The organism is Desulfohalobium retbaense DSM 5692 (genome assembly GCF_000024325.1).
Taxonomy (GTDB): domain Bacteria; phylum Desulfobacterota; class Desulfovibrionia; order Desulfovibrionales; family Desulfohalobiaceae; genus Desulfohalobium; species Desulfohalobium retbaense.
The window spans coordinates 2,092,243-2,109,997 of the sequence record NC_013223.1 but is presented as its reverse complement, the minus strand read 5'-3'; the positions used below and the strand labels follow the sequence as shown (position 1 = coordinate 2,109,997).

16 protein-coding genes are annotated in these 17,755 nt (G+C 59.8%); 7 read left to right on the top strand and 9 right to left on the bottom strand.

What is annotated here, in order from left to right; translation table 11 throughout:
• Window positions 1–216: 216 nt before the first annotated feature.
• The 7 genes from DRET_RS09195 to DRET_RS09165 all read left to right on the top strand — a co-directional run bounded on the left by DRET_RS09195 (window position 217) and on the right by DRET_RS09165 (window position 6,918).
• Window positions 217–1,536 (top strand): MFS transporter, encoded by a 1,320-nt coding sequence (locus tag DRET_RS09195; RefSeq protein WP_015752265.1) that lies wholly within the window; start codon window positions 217–219, stop codon window positions 1,534–1,536.
• On the top strand, window positions 1,533–3,167 hold the full coding sequence (locus DRET_RS09190) for an ABC transporter substrate binding protein (protein WP_015752264.1): 1,635 nt from the start codon (window positions 1,533–1,535) through the stop codon (window positions 3,165–3,167). The genes DRET_RS09195 and DRET_RS09190 overlap by 4 nt, the downstream gene beginning before the upstream one ends.
• Before the next feature lie 231 nt (window positions 3,168–3,398).
• On the top strand, window positions 3,399–4,514 hold the full coding sequence (locus DRET_RS09185) for a sulfurtransferase (RefSeq protein WP_015752263.1): 1,116 nt from the start codon (window positions 3,399–3,401) through the stop codon (window positions 4,512–4,514).
• A 6-nt stretch (window positions 4,515–4,520) separates the two neighbouring features.
• Window positions 4,521–5,054: a YeeE/YedE thiosulfate transporter family protein gene (locus tag DRET_RS09180; protein WP_015752262.1), complete on the top strand. Its 534-nt coding sequence runs from the start codon at window positions 4,521–4,523 to the stop codon at window positions 5,052–5,054.
• Window positions 5,047–5,589: a YeeE/YedE thiosulfate transporter family protein gene (locus DRET_RS09175; RefSeq protein ID WP_015752261.1), complete on the top strand. Its 543-nt coding sequence runs from the start codon at window positions 5,047–5,049 to the stop codon at window positions 5,587–5,589. Before DRET_RS09180 ends, DRET_RS09175 begins: the two co-directional genes overlap by 8 nt.
• Window positions 5,582–6,172 carry a hypothetical protein gene (locus DRET_RS09170; protein WP_015752260.1) on the top strand — a complete coding sequence of 197 codons (591 nt, stop codon included), beginning with the start codon at window positions 5,582–5,584 and terminating at the stop codon, window positions 6,170–6,172. The genes DRET_RS09175 and DRET_RS09170 overlap by 8 nt, the downstream gene beginning before the upstream one ends.
• A 284-nt stretch (window positions 6,173–6,456) precedes the next feature.
• Window positions 6,457–6,918 (top strand): GtrA family protein, encoded by a 462-nt coding sequence (locus DRET_RS09165; RefSeq protein ID WP_015752259.1) that lies wholly within the window; start codon window positions 6,457–6,459, stop codon window positions 6,916–6,918.
• 206 nt (window positions 6,919–7,124) lie between these two features.
• On the opposite strand, the gene DRET_RS09160 is transcribed toward DRET_RS09165, so the two are convergent.
• The 9 genes from DRET_RS09160 to DRET_RS09120 all read right to left on the bottom strand — a co-directional run bounded on the left by DRET_RS09160 (window position 7,125) and on the right by DRET_RS09120 (window position 17,606).
• Window positions 7,125–7,598, bottom strand: coding sequence for an ATP synthase subunit K (locus tag DRET_RS09160; protein WP_015752258.1), 474 nt, complete (start codon window positions 7,596–7,598; stop codon window positions 7,125–7,127).
• A 274-nt stretch (window positions 7,599–7,872) separates the two neighbouring features.
• Window positions 7,873–9,645 (bottom strand): V-type ATP synthase subunit I, encoded by a 1,773-nt coding sequence (locus DRET_RS09155; RefSeq protein ID WP_015752257.1) that lies wholly within the window; start codon window positions 9,643–9,645, stop codon window positions 7,873–7,875.
• A complete protein-coding gene (locus DRET_RS09150) occupies window positions 9,642–10,247 on the bottom strand; it encodes a V-type ATP synthase subunit D (RefSeq protein WP_015752256.1) in 606 nt (201 codons plus the stop codon). The genes DRET_RS09155 and DRET_RS09150 overlap by 4 nt, the downstream gene beginning before the upstream one ends.
• Window positions 10,225–11,556 carry a V-type ATP synthase subunit B gene (locus DRET_RS09145; RefSeq protein WP_015752255.1) on the bottom strand — a complete coding sequence of 444 codons (1,332 nt, stop codon included), beginning with the start codon at window positions 11,554–11,556 and terminating at the stop codon, window positions 10,225–10,227. The genes DRET_RS09150 and DRET_RS09145 overlap by 23 nt, the downstream gene beginning before the upstream one ends.
• Window positions 11,549–13,318: a V-type ATP synthase subunit A gene (locus DRET_RS09140; protein ID WP_015752254.1), complete on the bottom strand. Its 1,770-nt coding sequence runs from the start codon at window positions 13,316–13,318 to the stop codon at window positions 11,549–11,551. Before DRET_RS09140 ends, DRET_RS09145 begins: the two co-directional genes overlap by 8 nt.
• A 50-nt stretch (window positions 13,319–13,368) precedes the next feature.
• Entirely contained in the window at window positions 13,369–13,908 is a 540-nt protein-coding gene (locus DRET_RS09135; protein ID WP_015752253.1) for a DUF2764 family protein, read from the bottom strand.
• Complete coding sequence (locus tag DRET_RS09130) at window positions 13,905–14,591, bottom strand: V-type ATP synthase subunit E family protein (protein ID WP_015752252.1); 687 nt, start codon at window positions 14,589–14,591, stop codon at window positions 13,905–13,907. The genes DRET_RS09135 and DRET_RS09130 overlap by 4 nt, the downstream gene beginning before the upstream one ends.
• 279 nt (window positions 14,592–14,870) lie before the next feature.
• Window positions 14,871–15,125 (bottom strand): hypothetical protein, encoded by a 255-nt coding sequence (locus tag DRET_RS09125; protein WP_015752251.1) that lies wholly within the window; start codon window positions 15,123–15,125, stop codon window positions 14,871–14,873.
• Between the two features lie 972 nt (window positions 15,126–16,097).
• A complete protein-coding gene (locus DRET_RS09120; RefSeq protein ID WP_015752250.1) occupies window positions 16,098–17,606 on the bottom strand; it encodes a cryptochrome/photolyase family protein in 1,509 nt (502 codons plus the stop codon).
• Between the last annotated feature and the right edge of the window lie 149 nt (window positions 17,607–17,755).

The window sequence follows — 17,755 nt, the reverse complement described above, 5'->3', positions numbered from 1 at the left end:
GCAAAGCCCGGAACGGACTTTTCCAAGTCTTTGCGTCAAACGCAAGTTCTGCTTTGGGGAGCCAGATGGTTTTACTGCGGCGAGGTGGGCTAGAGGTCGGCCTGTGCGGGGATATATGGTTGTTTTCGGGCTTGGCTCGGAGTAAAACCTCTTTCAACGTGTTCTGCGCTTGGCCGTCGCTTTCGGGGCGGCTGTTTTGAAGGAAGAAGCTAACGGGTGAGAAAGCATATCAGAATCTTCGCCAACGATACAACAGACCAGCAGCGTAACTGGTGGGCGTGGTGTTTGTACGATTGGGCCAACTCCGCTTTTGCCACCGTCATCCTGGCAGCGGTTTTGCCGGTCTATTTCGTGAGCCTGGTCCCCTCTGGCGGCGCGCCGGTGCCCGGGATGGACCTCCGACTGCCGGCGACAGTGCTTTGGAGTTATGCCGTGGCCCTGTCGATGGGGTTTCTGGTCCTGTTCGCCCCCTATCTCGGTGCCTGGGCCGATAGGCACGGGCGGCATCTGCCTTTACTGGCCGTGTTGTGTTGCAGCGGGGCGCTGGCTACAGCCGGGCTTGCGGCAGTCGATTCGTATTGGGCTGCGGCGGGGCTGTTCATGTTTGGGAATTGGTGTTTTGCGGCCGGAAACATCCTCTATAACGCGTATCTTCCAGCTTTGGCCAAAACGGACAGCGAGAAGGACCTCCTGTCGGCCCGTGGCTTTGCCGCCGGGTATGCCGGGGGTGGCCTGGCTCTGCTGGTGGTGATGGTGCTGATACTCAAGCCCGGCTGGTTTGGGTTGCCGGACCCCGGCGCCGCCACGCGGGCCGGGTTCGTGCTCACGGGGCTGTGGTGGATCGGGTTCGCCCTGCCGGTCTTTACCCGGTTGCGCGGTGTGGCCATGCGGGGACCCGATACGGCCCTGCCCCGGGGATTGTCGGGGTATCTGCGGATCTTTGGTGAGATTCGGGGCCATGCCAACCTGTTGCGATTTTTGGTGGCCTATTTGCTCTATAACGACGGTATCCAGACAGTAATCGCTGTTTCTGCGGTCTTTGCCAGGGAGACGGTTGGCTTGTCTCAGAATACGGTGCTGGGGTGTTTTTTGATGGTCCAGTTCGTGGCCGCTCCTGGAGCGTTGGTCTTTGGGCGGTTGGCCAACAGGTGGGGCGTCAAACCGATGCTGCTCGCAGCGCTGGTGCTTTTCATGGGGGTCGTGGTCTATGCGGTGCGCCTGGAGACGGCCGGTCAGTTCTGGATTTTGGGAGGGGCCGTGGCTCTGGTGCTTGGAGGCAGCCAGGCCTTGTCCCGTTCGCTTTTCGCCAGGATGGTCCCGGAAGAAAAGAAAGCGGAGTTTTTCGGTTTTTTCAGCATTAGCGCCAAATTCGCGGCCATTGTCGGTCCTTTTGTCTTTGCCAGTGTGGCAACCCTAACCGGGTCTGTACGCGGCGGCCTGCTCTTTTTGCTGGTCTTCTTTCTTGCCGGTGCAAGCTTGTTGTGGACTGTGGAGACTCCCCGGGCTGAGGCTTCGAACACAGGAGCGTCTTCTTGAGTGGTAGGTGTGTCCGAGAGCACAAGCACGGCTTCTGGTGTGCCGTTTTCCTCCTCATGATCCTGCTGGTGGCCTGGACCACGGCAGAGGCCAACGAGAAGCAAAAGATTCTTGTCCTGCACTCGTACCACCAGGGCCTGGAATGGACAGATAATATCACCAAAGGGGTCCAGTCGGTCTTTGAACCCCTGTATAACGACTATGAACTCTATTATTTCTATCTGGACACCAAGCGCCATGCCGGGATCGACTATATCGAGCGCTGGGAGGGCTTGTTCAGCCAAGTTCTGGACGACACCCCTTTTGATATCATCATTTCCTCTGACAACAACGCCCTGCGGTTTTTGAACGATCGTTTCGCCGCCGAGCTTGAGGATACCCCGGTCGTTTTTTGCGGGGTCAACGCCTATGAGCCCGGCTTGATCGCCAATCTCCATCAGGTGACCGGCGTGGCCGAGGACACGGATATCATGGGCACCATCAAGGCCATTCAGGCTCTGCAACCGGACCTTGAGCGGCTGGTGTTCCTCAACGACCAGACGGTGACCGGGCGCCGCTCGGAAAAGCTTGTCCAGGAAGTCCTCCCGCGTCTTGAACCGGAATTGACCGTGGAATACCACAACCAATTCCGGTTGCGACAGATCCCGGAAATTGTCTCTGGGTTGGGAAAGGATGATGCCATTTATCTGTTGACCTTGAACAGGGACGCAGACGGGGAATTCATCTCCTACGCCGACGGCATCCGGCTGGTTTACGAACACGCCTCAGCTCCGATCTACGGGTCCTGGAGCTTTTATCTCGGCAAAGGGTTGGCCGGCGGTCTGATCACCCGGGGCTTTGATCAAGGGCGACAGGCCGCCCTGGTGGCCAAGCAGGTCCTGAAGGGGGCGCCCACCGGGGAGATCCCTGTCCGTCGCAATGCGGCCCAGCGCTACATTTTTGACTACAGGGTGCTCCAGGGGTTCGGTCTTGACCCGGCTGACTGTCCGCCTGGGAGCATGTTTATTCATAAGCCCCCCACAACCTGGGAATACATCCAGCAAAATCTGCCGTTTGTTATCCTGGTGGGGGCAGTGGTGGCCCTGTTGTGCCTTTCGCTGGCATTGGCGTTGCGCCAGCGTCGTTTAATGTACTGGGCCTCGATCACCGATTCTTTGACCGGCATCTTCAATCGTGAACGGCTGGACGAGGATATGGGCCTGCTCATCCACCGTTGCCACGAGCGTGGCGAGGGGTTTGCGTGCATTCTGGTCGATATCGACTACTTCAAGACAATCAACGACACCAAAGGGCATACGGTGGGCGATCAGGTCCTGGTGGAGTTCGCCCGTTTGCTCGCCCAGCAGTCCCGCGGGACGGACTCTGTCTTTCGCTACGGAGGCGAGGAGTTCCTGATGGTCCTTCCCGGGGCGGATCTGCGCGGGGCTTCGCAGTTGGCCGAGCGGGTGCGGGCGGCTATCGGAGGCACCCGATTTGCCGGTGAGACGCGGCTGTCGGCCTCGTTCGGGGTGGCTGAATACCAACTCAGCGACAATTGGGAAGGGCTGCTGTCCCGGGCGGATACCGCCTTGTATGCGGCGAAGGCGCAGGGCCGCAATCGGGTGGTTGTCGCTCCGCACGAAACGGAGTGATACCTTTTTTCCATGCAGACAATGCTATTGTATTGATACTATTTCGGGTCTCGGGCGGCCTGTGGCCAATTGCTGCACATGGCTTGTCAGTCTGGGGGACTTTCTCTATACCTGGAACATGGAAATGGCTTTTGTCTGCCGACCAGCAAAGGCAATGCATCCCTGTCGGGAGGATCCCTTTGTTGTCTGCGGTCTTTTTTTCGTTAACCCGCAGTGTTCAGGAGCATGCTCATGCAAGACAGAAAGATTCTTCGTTTTATTCTTATCGCAGCGGTCCTGCTCCTTGGCGTGGTCTGGTCCCTGGCCTCTGCTGAACAGCCCGGTACCCAGGGCCATTCCGGCTATCCGAACGGGCAATTCCTGTGCACGGCCCAGTGGCTCAAAACTCAGGGGCAAGACCAGGGCGTGGTCGTCATCGACGTTCGCAACGACGAGCATTTCGACAATACCCTTATCCCCGGTGCCATCCGTATGCCGTGGAGCCTGTTTCGGACCAACGACCGGGCCGGGAATCTGGCCGACATTTTCGTCGGACTGGACAAGGCCCAGGAGATCCTGGGCGAGCACGGAATCGCGCGGGGCTCGACCGTGGTCCTCTATGATTCCGTTGCACGTGACGGCGGGGCCACAGCCTCGTACGTCTTTTGGGTGCTCGATATGCTCGGGCATGAAAACAAGATAATCCTGGAGCGGGGTATTGACGGCTGGAAGGAGGCCGGGGGCGACCTTGCCCAACAGCCGGCCGAACTGGAGTCTGTCCTCTATCAGGCCCCGGCTGAAGAGATGGTCCCTCAGCGAGGCGTCAACGGAGATTTTATCGCCAAGCGCCTCGGTGATCCGTATTACCAGATCCTCGATGTCCGTTCGCAGGGCGAATATACCGGTGAACTGGCCAATACGGCCCTGGACGGGAGCGTGCTCAAACGCGGCCATGTTCCCGGAGCGGTGAATATACCGGACGCCTCGAACTGGACCGATGAAAAAACAAAAGACATCAAGTCCTATGCGGATTTGCAGCAATTGTACCGCGGCCTGGATCCCGGCAAGGCCATTATCCCCTATTGCCATTCCGGGCGCCGTGGGTCCTTCGGGTACTTCATTCTGCGCCTGATGGGGTTTTCTGATGTGCGCCTCTATGAACGCTCCTGGAACGAATGGGGGCAGCATTCACGTTTTTATCCGGTGCAGGCTGCTGTGCAGCGGCCCACAGGATCGTCCCTGCCCCAGGGCAGTAGCGCACAGGCACCGGCCGCGGCTTCAGGTCCGTCGACGCAACCGGCGGGAGCTTCCAAGCCGGCCCCCAAATCAGGCTCGTCTTCGGGCGGGTACGTCTCTTGCGGAGGGTGATGCCGTATGAAGGAACACAAGACTTCCGCGTATTGGGCCTGGTTCCCGGCAGCCATCGCTCTGGCCGGAATTATCGTTTTCATTTTTGCCACCTTCGGCCCCCCGGCTTCCTCGAGCGGCTTCATCGCCGTTCTAAAGGGCGCTTTGGGGAAAATCGCCCCGGATTATGTGGCTGGCAAGACCCATTACCAGATTCTCCCCGGACCGGGGTCCTGGCTGATGGCCTTTGTCCTGGGTATGGCCATCGGCGGGTTTTTCGCCGGTCGGACATTTCGGATTCCCATCCGGGATGTGCCCCGTCTGTGGGAACGGCGTTTCGGCCCGTCCAAATCTCTGCGCTACGGGTGTTCGTTTTTGGGTGGTTTTTTGATCCTTTTTGGCGCCCGTTTGGCTGGGGGATGCACCCTGGGGTTGTTTATTTCCGGGTCCACGCAACTGGCGGTCAGCGGATTGTATTTCGGCGTTGTGATTTTCGCAGTGGCCATGCTCACCGCCAGGCTGGTCTACGGCAAAACCGCGAAGGAGGCGGACCATGAGTGAGATCTGGCTGGGCCTGTTTTCCGGCATCGCTTTCGGTTTCGTTATCCAGCGTGTCGGCGCGACGAATCCGGATAAGATGGCCAAGGCGCATTTGATGGTCGAGTCGGGGATCCCCCGTTTCATGCTCCTGGCCGTGGCCCTGTCCGCCATCGGTCTGCTCGGTTTGCAAGCAGCGGATGTCGGCCGGACCATGATTCATCCTACCAGTCTTGTGGCTACGGGGGTGGCCGGGGTCATCTTTGGTGTCGGCTGGGGACTTGCGGGCTATTGCCCGGGGACATGCTGGGCCGCCGCTGGCGAGGGGCGCATGGACGCCATTTTCGCTTTTCTCGGTGGGTTGGCCGGAGCAGCGGCTTTTGCCCATGTCCACGAAACCCTCATCCCGACGTTGTACATGCCGACCAATGTCGGCCAGATCACCCTGGCCGAGGTCTTCGGTTCTCCTGGCCTGGCGGTGGGCATACTCGCCGTGGGGCTGGGGATCTGTATCTGGCTTATCGGTTTGCTCTGGAAAGATGGGGGGCGGGATGCGTAAGGCAGCTTTCGGACTGGTGCTGGTGTCGCTGGCTGTAGCCGTATCTGTCTGTCCTGCGACCGGAGCCGAGCCTCCCAGAGGGGCGGTGGAGCGGTTGATTGTGGAACATGGCAGCCGGGTCTACCGTTTTGGCCCCTTTGTCGGATATTATTTCAAGCCGGTTCAGAGCGGGGATCTCACCCGGCTCGAATTCTGGTGCTATAACGAAAAGCAATTTTATACCCGGGACCGGCCCGAGGGAACGCTTTTATTTCAAGGCGAGGCGGTGTTGACCTGCCTGCCGGAGCCCGCCCCGCTCCAGCCCGCGCAGGGGCAGCGCATGCGACCGGTGTTTGACCAGGATATTGTCCAGGCGTGGCGGGCGACCCGTCCGGAGCCGCAGGAGGAATTCACGCATTTCCATTCCTGCTATAACGCGGCCGGGGCGGTGGCCTGTGGCTATTGGCTGCGTCATGAGGCCGTCACAGAGTTCACGTATGACATGGGCGGTCGCGTCGGTCCCTCCAGTCCCCTGTACCATGAAGTACGGCCGGGTGTGGACCGCGAATTTGCCGCCATCGTCGAGTTCGATACCGGACCGTAGGCTGGAGGTGGTGAGCAGAAAGGGGCACGCACAGACATAAAGGGACGCTATGCGGGGGACGGAAGGCGGCAGGAGCCGCTGGAAAAGCAGTTTCCGGAGAGGAACCTGGGAACAAGGAAGGCGAATCGCTCTGCGCCGCCGTATTCGTGTCAGTTGTTGGAGGCTTCCCCTCTCATTGCTCAGATCACCCTGGCTTGTTTGCGTTGCGGCCCGGTGATTGCTGAATGGGCTGTGGGATACGGTGTCCTCACCAGTCAGTGGCGGCGTGCTCTGGATTTTTTCCTATGTTCAATCCCTCTTCCCTGTGTTCTGTCCGTTTTACCTTGCTGTATGCGACTTTTGTAGCGGTGGGCATCGTCACAAATCTGGGCATCCAGGTGACGGTGGCCGCCGCTTTGACCACGCCCCTGAAAATCTATCTTGGCATGGGGCTAGGAGCGCTGGGCAGCATGGTGGTCAAATTCCATCTGGACCGGCGGTATATCTTTTCCTGCGGACCGGGCTCGCTGCGTCAGAAAGGGCGGCAATTCGCGTTCTACTCGCTTTTCGGCGTGGTCAATATCCTCTGTTTCTGGACCGCTGAACTCACCTTCCATTTTCTCTTCCAGCCGGCAGCCATGCGCTACCTCGGAGCTCTTCTGGGGCTGGTTGTCGGTCACAGCCTCAAATACCGCATGGACAAGCATCTGGTCTTCGGGGCTTTGCTTCGTGACGAGGCTCCTGCCTCGTCACGTCATCTCCTGTGATTCCCGTCGCATTGTGCTCCGAGTAGTCCATTCCGAGAACAAACAAACGACAAAAACGGCAACACCGGTTCGTTCTCGCTCCCCTGGAGCTGAAACGAAACCCTCTTTGGTCCAATGTGCCCCGAGAACGAGGCGGGTGGGCAAGCCTATGGGGATTTCCGGGAATCGGCACGTCTTATGTTTTGGAGTCGGTGGTCCCTCCCGGCTCAGGCGAAGGTGCCCTGGACAAAAACCATGACAAAAAGGGCCACTGTTTCGACAATCCCGATGGTCAAAAGATAGTTGCCAAAGCCTTGGCCGGTTTCCCCCAGGGCGTCTGCGGCAGCGGCGCCGGCCTTGCCTTGAAACCAGGACGAGGCCCCCATGGCCGCGCCGCCGATCAGGCCGCCGACGAGCATGGCTGGCCAGTTGAGAAAGGCGGCACCCTCGGTCAGGGCCTGCTCACTGCGCCCAAGGATCATGTTCATCAGAATAAGGCCGTAGATGGTCTGGGAGAGCGGGGCCCCGATAAAGGTGATCAGGATAAAGGAGGCCGGCTTGTTTTGGGCGTACGCTTTTTTCCAGGCTCCGATCGCGGCCATGCCGGCAGTGCCTGTTCCCAGGGCCGAGCCCAGGGCGGCCATGGCCAGGGCGCCAGCCGCCCCGGCCTTGCCCAGGGCAACCATCATCTCGAGTTCCATTGTCGGCTCCTTTGTTGTGCGACGTTATCACGCGAGGTGTACTCGGTTTTTGTATTCCTTCCAGTTTGGCGGGGCTCTCGTGGAGGATGCTTGCACGGCTTTTCCCGGCATTGGCCGGCCTGGCAGTCCAAGTAGAGTTTCCGGCCCCCCTCTAGCCCCTCGCCTTCTCTTGTCCCTGCTTCGCGCCACCTGATGCCTTTCGTGGACACACGTCGATTTCGATCCCGATCCCGATTTCGATAGCGATGGATTCGCTCTGCCTTCAGTCCTCCGTCTACTGTCTTCCGCGCCCTGAACTTCGAGCAAAGGGAGAAAATGGCTGCCCTGTCCATTGGATGCCGGTATGTCCTGCAAATTCAAGAGTGTTGAGCCGGACGCCGTGGACAAGGACCCCCATTCCGGCCAGCAGGATGTTCAGACAGTGCCCGAAAAAGAGGATCAGGGCCGCGAGCAGAGGCCCCCATACGGTGCCGGCGCCGATGCCCGCGGCCATCTCGTTGAAGGCGTTGGCGATGGCAAAGGTGGCGCTGCCGACGGCAAAAAGCCGGATGTAGGAAACCACATCCACGAAACTGCTGATCAGATCCAGTGGGAAGCGGACATATTCAGTCCAGTACCGTTTGAATTGCCGCAGCGGGAATTGAAAGCCCACGACCAAAATCCCGCCCAGGACAATGGCCAACAGGGCCGGAGTGGGAAACGGCGCCAACAGCACCAAGCTCCGGGCGGCAAAGAACATGCCCCAGGTGACCAGAATCCAGCCAACCTGGGCCAGGAAACGGCTGTGGGGAAAAAAGAGCAGGGCTCGCCAGGTGTGGCCGATGGTGAGCTGGAGACCGCCCAGCACGAAGCAGAGCAACATGAGGTGGCTATCGGCTTCAGGGCCGCTGAGCCAGCCGAGCTGCAGCGGAGCCACAATCCCCGGCGTCGGATCCAGACCGAAGAAATTTCCAGCGGCCAGCCCCCAGCCCACAGTGCACAGACTCATGACGGTCAGCAGGATCACAGCGTCTCTGGGCAAGCGGGTCAAGCGGCGTCCCACCCAGGTCAGTCCGAGAAAGACCAGGCCGTATCCGGCGTCGCCGACGATCATGGCGAAAAAGAGGCTCAAAAAGAGCAGGAACGGGACGCTGATATCGGTCTCGTAATAGCCGGGCAGGACTCCGATCAATTCGAAGACCGCCTTGATGGGGCGGACCCAACGCGGCAGACGGAGCAAGGTAGGGGGGATTTCTTCAGGCTCCGGCTCCAGGGTCAGGATGCCCCAACCACGCTGCTGAGCCTCTGTTTGGAGACTGGAAAGAGCGTGGCGGGGGATGTAGCCCCGCACCAACAGGGCGGGACCCAATTCCTCCATGCCGGAGCGGGCTTCGTAATACCGGAAAGCGTCTCGCACCAGACGGCTGCGGGTGGCCAGCGGCGGGCAATGCGGTGCTGCTTGCCGCAGGATGGTGTCGATTGTAGTGACCCGGGCATCAATGGCCTCCAGTTCGTCGCGCATGTCCTGCACGGAGCGTTCGGGAAGGGCGGTGTCCCGCACCGGCAGGTCCAGCTGGCCGTAGCGCACGAGGACGGAGAATACGGAGGTCTTGGTTCGTGCGGTCTCGAGGCGGAGCACGTCTTCGGGGAGCTCGATCCGGGTGTCGCGTTGCGTCTGGACGAGGCGGATGTCAAGTCCCTGGGCGCGCAGGTCGCGGACCAGACCGGGGTCGAAGTCCCCATACGGGCTGTAGCGGTCGTATTCGGCCTGGACCTCTTTGCGCCGCCGCAGCAGTTCCTTGCGCTCCGCGGCCAGATCCAGGAGTTCCTCCACGGCCGGAGTTTTTTCCGCAGAGCAATCGGTTTGCTGCCGCGGACGCAGGGTGACCAGGAGGTGTTCCAGGTCCCGGAGCTGGTCCAGCCGCTGCCGGGCGTTCTCAAGATCGACCCCGCTCTGGAGGCGTTCCGGAGCCAGGTGCATGACGCCTAAATCCTGCAAGCGGTGCAGCGCGTGCGACGCTTGTTTGCGGCTGACCAGAAGCAGGACCTTTTGCATGGAGACAATCATGAGGCGGCGTCCCTTTGGCGCATTTTGGCTTTGGCGAGTTTGGCCCGTGTGACCGCGGCCGTCTGCAGATCACCGAGAGCGATGCGGATGACCCTGATGTTTTCCTGGCATTCGGGGATCTTGATTTTTTCAAAGAGGTTCACCCGCTGGGTCGTTTTGCGCAATTCCTGGGTCAAAAGGTGCTCGCGCTGTTGCAGTACGGTCAACTCCACCCGAAGGCGGACCGCCTGCTCCAGGACCTCAAGCCCGGCATCGAGCCAGGGCGGGGAGTCGTGCGGATCAGGCCAGGAGGTGGTCAATTCGATGCTGTCAATGGCAGGCACGTCGAGTCCGGCCACGTTCTGAGTCGTATACTGTACCTGCTGGACCGACAGACGCCGCGCGAGATCGGTGTTTTCGGCGAACAGTCCAATCCACGGCTCCAGGTTCTGCCAGAGCTGGTCGGAGCGCTGCTGCACCTGACGCCGTTTGTGCTGGGTTTCCTGGACCGCGCTTTGCAGTTGTTGCTTTTTGAGTTGCAAGGTGGGCAGGAAACGTTGGTAGCGGCGCAATTGTTCCTGCTGGGCCTTGAGTTCACCCTTAGTCCGCTTGATCTTGGCCATCGTTGCCTTCCTTGGTCGTTTGGGGCCAGAAGCGATCAACGAGTTGGGAGGGCAGTCCCACTTCCTGGGGTTGGAAACAACTGTCCAGGATGGCCCACCCCCGATCCAAGGCCTCCTCCAGGGTGATATTGACCTCGAGATCCATCATCTGATTCTCGAATCGACGGCCGTAGTCCAGGAGTTTGCGGTCCCAGGCGCTGAGTTGGAATCCCATGTCCTCTTTTTCCCTAGCCTCCCGTGAGGAGGCATAGAGCTGAATCATGGTGTTCATGATACTGCGGTGGTCTTCGCGGGTCTCGGCGTTGACCTTCTGCTTGAGCCGGCTGAGGGAACCGAAGGGTTCGATGCGCCCGCCACGGAGATAGAATTGCCCTTCTGTGATGTAGCCGGTGTTGTCCGGGATGGGGTGGGTCACGTCGTCGCCGGGCATGGTTGTCAGGGAGAGGATGGTGATCGAGCCGGCCTCTTTGAAATCCACCGCTTTTTCGTACCGCGCGGCCAACTGGCTGTAGAGATCGCCGGGATAGCCCCGGTAGGAAGGGATCTGTTCCATAGTGATGGCGATTTCCTTCAGGGCGTCGGCAAAATTGGCCATATCCGTGAGTAAGACCAGAACCCGCTTGCCATCCAGGGCAAAGCGCTCGGCCACGGCAAGAGAGATGTCCGGGACCAGAAGACATTCCACGGTCGGGTCAGCCGCGGTGTGGATATAGAAGATGGAACGGGACATGGCCCCCTGATTTTCCAACTCGTCGCGGAAATAGAGGTAATCGTCGTGTTTGAGCCCCAGACCACCGAGGATGATGCAATCGACCTCGGCCTGTAGGGCGATACGGGCCAACAATTGATTGGACGGCTCCCCGGGCATGGAAAAGATAGGGATCTTTTGGGATTCGACCAGGGTATTGAAGACATCGATCATGGGGATGCCGGTGCGGATCATGCGGCTGGGGATGGTCCGGCGGACCGGGTTGACCGAGGGGCCGCCGATGGGGATGGCTTCCTCGCGGATACTCGGACCGTTGTCGCGGGGACGGGCCACCCCGTCGAAAACACGGCCCAGCAGGAATTCCGAATAGGCCGTTTGCATGGGGTGTCCCAAAAATTGGACCTGGGCGTCGGTGCCGACGCCGCGACTGCCGGCAAAGACCTGCAGACTGACCCGATTGTCTTCGAGGCGGATGACCTGGGCCAGGGAGGTGCCCTGACGGGAGACTACCCGGGCCAGTTCTCCGTAGGCCACTCCTTCGGCCTGAAGCACGATAACATTGCCAGCGATCTGGTCGATCTGGTGGTAGAGTTTACGCATAGTCTGTCACGTCCGCGACCAGTTGCTCCAGCCGCTTTTCCTGATGGTGGAAGTCATCGCTGTCCATGGCGAGCCGGTTCCAGTCAATCGTCGCCTGGGTCAACTTTTGAAAAAACGAGCGGGCCGCATCCTTGTCCGCAAAGGTCATCGAGGTCTGCAAAAAGGAATGCAGTCGGTCGAAGACGTAGCTCTGGCGTTTGAGGGTTGTGGCGCCGTCGACCGGGTCAAAGGCGTCCTGTTGCAAATAGACCTGGTCCAGAAATTCCCCTTTGAGATAGATCACAAAGTCCTCCAACGGGGTGCCCTCCTCGCCGACAACCTTCATCATCTGGTCGATATCGTTGCTGTGTTGCAGCAGTTCGTGCATGGCCTGGACCTGTTCACGGTCGACCTGCCCGGGGTAGGTGCTCCAACTGTCCAGGGGGTCGATGGCCGGGTACCGCCGGGCGTCGGAGCGTTGGCGGGAGAGGCCGTGGAAGGCACCGACCACCTTGAGCGTGCTCTGGGTCACAGGTTCTTCAAAGTTCCCTCCGGCCGGGCTGACCGTGCCGCCAATGGTCACCGAGCCGGCATCGCCGCTGTGCAGGCGGATGGTGCCGGCTCGTTCGTAAAAGGCCGCGATCACCGATTCGAGGTAGGCGGGGAAGGCCTCCTCGCCCGGGATTTCCTCAAGTCGTCCGGAGAGTTCGCGCAGGGCCTGGGCCCAGCGGGAGGTGGAGTCGGCCAGCAAAAGGACGTTGAGTCCCATCTGCCGGTAGTATTCAGCCAGGGTGACGGCGGTATAGACTGAGGCTTCCCGGGCGGCCACCGGCATGGAACTCGTGTTGCAGATGATGATCGTGCGTTCCATAAGGCTTCGGCCGGTGCGCGGGTCTTCCAACTCGGGAAATTCGCGGATGGTCTCCACGACCTCCCCGGCCCGCTCGCCGCAGGCGGCGACAATGACGACGTCCACATCGGCGTGGCGGCTGGTCAATTGTTGGATAACGGTTTTTCCCGCACCGAACGGACCGGGGATGCAATAGGTCCCGCCCCGGGCGATGGGGAAAAAGGTGTCGATGAGCCGTATTTTCGTGCTCAGGGGCTTGGTCGGGCGGAGGCGGTCGGCATAGGCCCGGATGGGGATCTTGACCGGCCATTCCTGGTAGAGACCAACCTCGATGGACTCCCCCTTGGGGCCGGTGAGCGTGGCCAGGGGCGTGTTGAGGTCGTAGGTTCCGGCTGGACTGATACGCGTAACGGTATAGGTGCCTCGCAAATGGAAGGGGACCATCAATTTGTGGCCAAAGATCCCCTCCGGGACGGATCCGAGCCACGAACCGGCTTTGACCTCTTCGCCCTCGGCGACCTCGGGGGTGAATTCCCAGTGCTGTGTGCGGTCCAAGGCCGGTCGGCTGGCGCCACGCTGGAGAAAGGTGCCGTAGGTCTCAGCCATGTCGTAGAGTGGATTTTGGAGCCCGTCGAAGACTTGGCCCAAAAGGCCGGGGCCGAGTTCCACGGACAGGAGTTCCCCGGAAAAGCTGACGGTGTCCCCCACCCGCAGATCTTTCGTGTCTTCAAAAATCTGCATTTCGGCCCGGTTGCCGCGGATGCGAACGATTTCCGCCGGGAGGCGGAGATCGTGGCAATGGACCAGGGCCGTTTCATTCTGGAAGATGGGCGTATCGAATTCCGTGACGACCAGGTTGCCGTTGACGCCGACAATACGCCCCGTGGCCTGGGCGTCGTTTTGTGCAGTGGAAGTGGCGTGTGGATCGGTCATTGGTCTTCCTTGGCTTGGCCGGCACGAGCCGGGAGGGACGGTGCGGCGATTCAGCGGACCTGTTTTCGGGACAGAACGTCTTCGGCCATTGTCGAGACCAGGTTGTCAAAGCGTTCCCGGCCTGTGTCCTCGTCCCAGCGGAACCAGCGGTGGACCAAATGTAATTGTCCGGCAAAGCTGAGAATGCGTTCCAAGCCCAAAGGAGCGTCGCTGGCGATGTCGGACAAAAGGGCAAAGCGGCAGCGATCCAGGATCCGTTCCCGCTCCAGGGGCGTGGCAGCGTTGAAGGCCCGCCGCACGCAGTCGCGAACAACCACACTGTAGCCTTCGAAAAACGGCTGGGCGAGGTCTTCACGGGGGCGTCTGCGGGCGGCAGAGGCGTTTTTGAGTTGGGTTTCCAGGTTTTGCCAGCGGCGGCCGGGTTCGGTGCGCATTCCAACGGCCTGCCCCCGCACAAGCCGCTGGACATCACTCAGGGCGTCGTTACTGAGGACCCCCTCGCATTGCGTGGCAAGTCCCTCCAGCGACATCGGGGGGGCTTGTTCCAATTCCAGCCACGGCAAGCTGGCCGCCAGATAGCTGTGGATCATGCGTGCTCGCTTTGAGGCGAGAGGTTGTCGTCACCCTCGAGACAGGCCCGAATGCGTTCGGTGGTCTGTTTTTCTGCGGCGACCCGGGTCACGATTTCCGCTAGGTGGGGCTGGAGAATCTCGCTCAAGGCTTCGCTGATCGCTTCGGCGCTGAAGTCGAGCGAAATATGGCTGTCGCGAAAGGAAATCTGAAAACCGCGCAGGATTTCCTGGTCGTCCTTGATCTCTATCCCCTGGCGCATACGCTGTTTGTACCGCTGGGCGAAAAACTGGATCAACTTCTGCTTGTCCTCCGGCCTGACCCGGATTTCCCAATTCCCGGCGTCTTGATCGGCGGCGCACGTTTCGACGAATTTGACGAGCATGTCTTTGAGCGTCTGGTCGTCCAGAGCCTCGTCCACGGCTTCAGCAACCAGATCGGAGAGGATATTTTCAATCCCGTTGGCTGCGGTGAGCAACAAATCCCGGGCGGATTGTTCCAGGGTGGTCCGGCTGCGTTCCGTGTAGACCTCCGCTTCCCGCCTGGCCTCTTCCAGGAGGTGTTTTTTGCGCTCCTCGGCCTGGCGGACGATGGAGGAGGCCTTTTGCTGGGCCTGGGACACAATATGTTCGGCCTGGCGTTCGGCTTCTTCAACGCCTTCTTTTTGCAGGCGCTCCAAGAGCGGCTGGAGTTGATCGGACATGGCTTCTCCTCACAATGACGACCGTCCGGCGCAGCGGGCCGTGTTTGGTGTTTTGGTTCCCGGATCCAGGCAAGACGGAACCAGTTGAGCCACTTGAAGGCAATCTCTCACAGGCATCCAGGCGGCAGCAACGTCAAAGCAGGGACGACGGAAAGGCGATCCCAGACAATGTGCGGGCCAGAGACCATGCTGGCCTGGGAACCTGGAAAGGGCCCGACCTCCCCGGACGCGGTGTGTGCAAAGCCTGTATCAGGGAGTCATCCCCTGCCACGGACGCCTCTATTGTTTCAGACACGATTCCTTGGTTTTTTCGTGTTCGGTGAGGATTGAATCCAACTTGCGGTGCAGGGACCGGGTGGCTTCGGCATTGTGATAGGCCATGAGGATCAGTTTGACTGAAACCAGAAACACCCCGGCTTCGAGCAGGATGTCGTGTGTCAATCCTTTGGTAAACAGGGCCAGGATGAATAGAATCAGGGTGACCACAACCACCACAATGGAGCTCGGGCCAAGATAGGCTGTCAACTTCGTCACAAAGACTCCGTGTCGCGTTTCGGAAATAAAGGGGGCGCTGACTGAGGGGCGTTGGAGCTGTTTGCAACCTCACGCGCTTTGCTTTCCTTTTTCATATTTCCAGAAATACCCAAGACCCCGCTGATGTGCAACCGATCCTCCTCCAAGGACCGCCAGAAAAAGGGCGGAGAGTGTTTTCACAACGGGCGAAAGAGATGGAAACCGGAGTGCGGGCTTGGGACGTCTCCACTCAGGTCTGTGGGGGGATGGACAAAGGGAGCCGTTTTGGCGCAGTTCAGGATCAGGGAAGTCTCTCCAAGAGGTGCCGTATGGGGCAGCGGTGCAGCGCGGCCTTGTCGTTGGAAATACGTCGTGAGTGCAAAGCCGCCACAAGGGGGCAGTTCACCGCCCCCCTGACCTGCCCCTGAGAGAATACACAAGTCGCACCTCAGGCCCAAAGAGGGCTGTGAGGAAACATGGATTGTCCCGCTTCGGTTCCCCCACCAGAAAGGATCCCTGTTCCGTCGGTAGCTGAGCAGGCCGTTACAAAATCTCTCAATGGCAGACAGCTGCTATACGTTCAAACTTGTCGTACGGCTCCGCACGCTGCGGCCTTGAACGTGTTGCCGCCGTCCCTTGGGATTTTTGGTTCTTTGACGGATCCTGTGGATTTTTGGAGTTTGCCGTCTCTTCTGTGTGCCCACTTTCGGCCCGGTATTTTCTCAATCCCGCCAAAGGGGGATCCTTGCCCCCTCCGGACTCTCAAGTAGAACAGAACTCCAGGTGTCGAAGATGGCCTTGTTGCATCGCAATCCGCCAGGGAGCATTCAGTTCGCGGTCCGGTTTCCCCCTTTTGGCGGGACCAAGAAAATGTGCGGGCCTTTCGCTCGAAGCACACAAAAGAGATGGCAAACTTTTGCGTCTGAAATTCCATGCCCTGTGACGAAGAGCCAGATTTTTGAACGACCTGCATGATACGAAATTTTTCACCAGTCAGTTAGGGGACGAAGGCGTGGTGCGCCCTGTAAAGAGTCGTTCCAGATACGTCTCTGCTGTCTGAATGTGCCCCTGCAGGGTGGACCGGCTCATTTTGTCCAGATGCCAGGTCATGGGTTTGAGACGGGGATTGGCGGCAAAGAACGCCCGTTGTTTGTGGATGAAGCGCCAATATAGTCCGTCCCAGACAGCAGACCACGGCCCCGGGGAGAAATCGGACATCTTGCGGATGTAGTTGCTGGAGCTGATGTACGGTTTACTGCTCATGAGACCGCCGTCAGCGTATTGGCTCATGCCGTAGACATTGGGGACCATGACCCAGTCGTAACTGTCGATGCACATTTCCATAAACCATGTGCATATGTCGTCCGGAGCGATTTCACACAGGAGCATGAAATTGCCCAGGACCATCAAGCGTTCAATGTGATGACAGTAGGCGTTGGACAGCGCTCGCTGGATCGCCAGATCCACCGGCGGAATCCCGGTGGAGGCGGTGTAGAAAGCCTCTGGCAGGGGCCGGCTATGCCCCCAGAAATTGGTACTGCGCTGGCGCCGGCCGTGGTGGCGGTACATGCCGCGGACAAATTCCCGCCATCCCAGGATCTGACGCACGAACCCCTCGAGGCTGGCCAGTGGCAAAGGCGACTGCCGGTGTTTGGCTAAAACGGTATCCAGAACCTGGTTTGGGGTCAGGAGCCCGATGTTCAGACTGGAGGCCAGCAGGGAGTGGAAGAGGAAGGGCTCTTTGCTGGACAAGGCGTCCTGAAACGGGCCGAAAGAGGGGAGGCGACGGTCTACAAAGTCCTCCAGCCACGCCTGTGCCTGGGCATGGGTCCAGGGCATGGTGAGGTCCGGCTCACCGGGGTGGTTCGCAAATTCGTTCCGAACACGGTCCAGGGCGCTGTCTTTTTCCGGACCACCGGTCAAATGCGGCAGGTCGGGCACAGGCGGTTCGCCGCGGTAGCGTTTGCGGTTCGCGGTGTCGAAGGTCCATTTGCCGCCGAGCGGTTTGCCGTGGTCGTCGAGCAGGATCTGGCAACGTTTGCGCATGGCTGTGTAAAAGGAGGTCTGTCGGTACGGCGGTTGTCCGGAGAAAAATGGTCCACACTCTGCGTCGGTGCAGACAAATCCCGGGCTGGGCGTCGTTGTAATCTCCAATCCCGCAGCTCCAGCGGCAGCAGTCAATCGTTGTTCCACCCAGTCATCGACCGGGTCGGCTACACGGATCCCGGTTTCTCCTTTTTGGCGGAGATCAGTGCAGATTGAGTCCAACACCCCGCCTTTTTGCGTGCCCACGGTGGTGACAGGGTGCCCTTTGTGTTTCAGCTGGGTCGCATAGGCCTGCATAGAGGCCCGGTGCAGAGCGAGCTTTTGCTTGTGCATCCGGGCCGGTGTCTGTGCGTCTGCAAAAAAGAGCGGCTCTTCAATGAGGTACACGTCAGCGCCGGGTTCCAAGGCGGGGTGTTCGGCGAAGAGCTGGTGCGGAAAGATGAAGACAGCGGGCATGGCTTCTCCTGAAAGATCGTCACGGGAATGGCAGGAGCTGCCCCGGGAACCGGGCAGAATTCCAGCCGTAGGGCTGCACGATCTGCTCTGCGCTGCGCCGCAGCCTGGTGCGCTGGTGGTCGGTCGGTTTCCCCGTTGTGCGCGGAAAC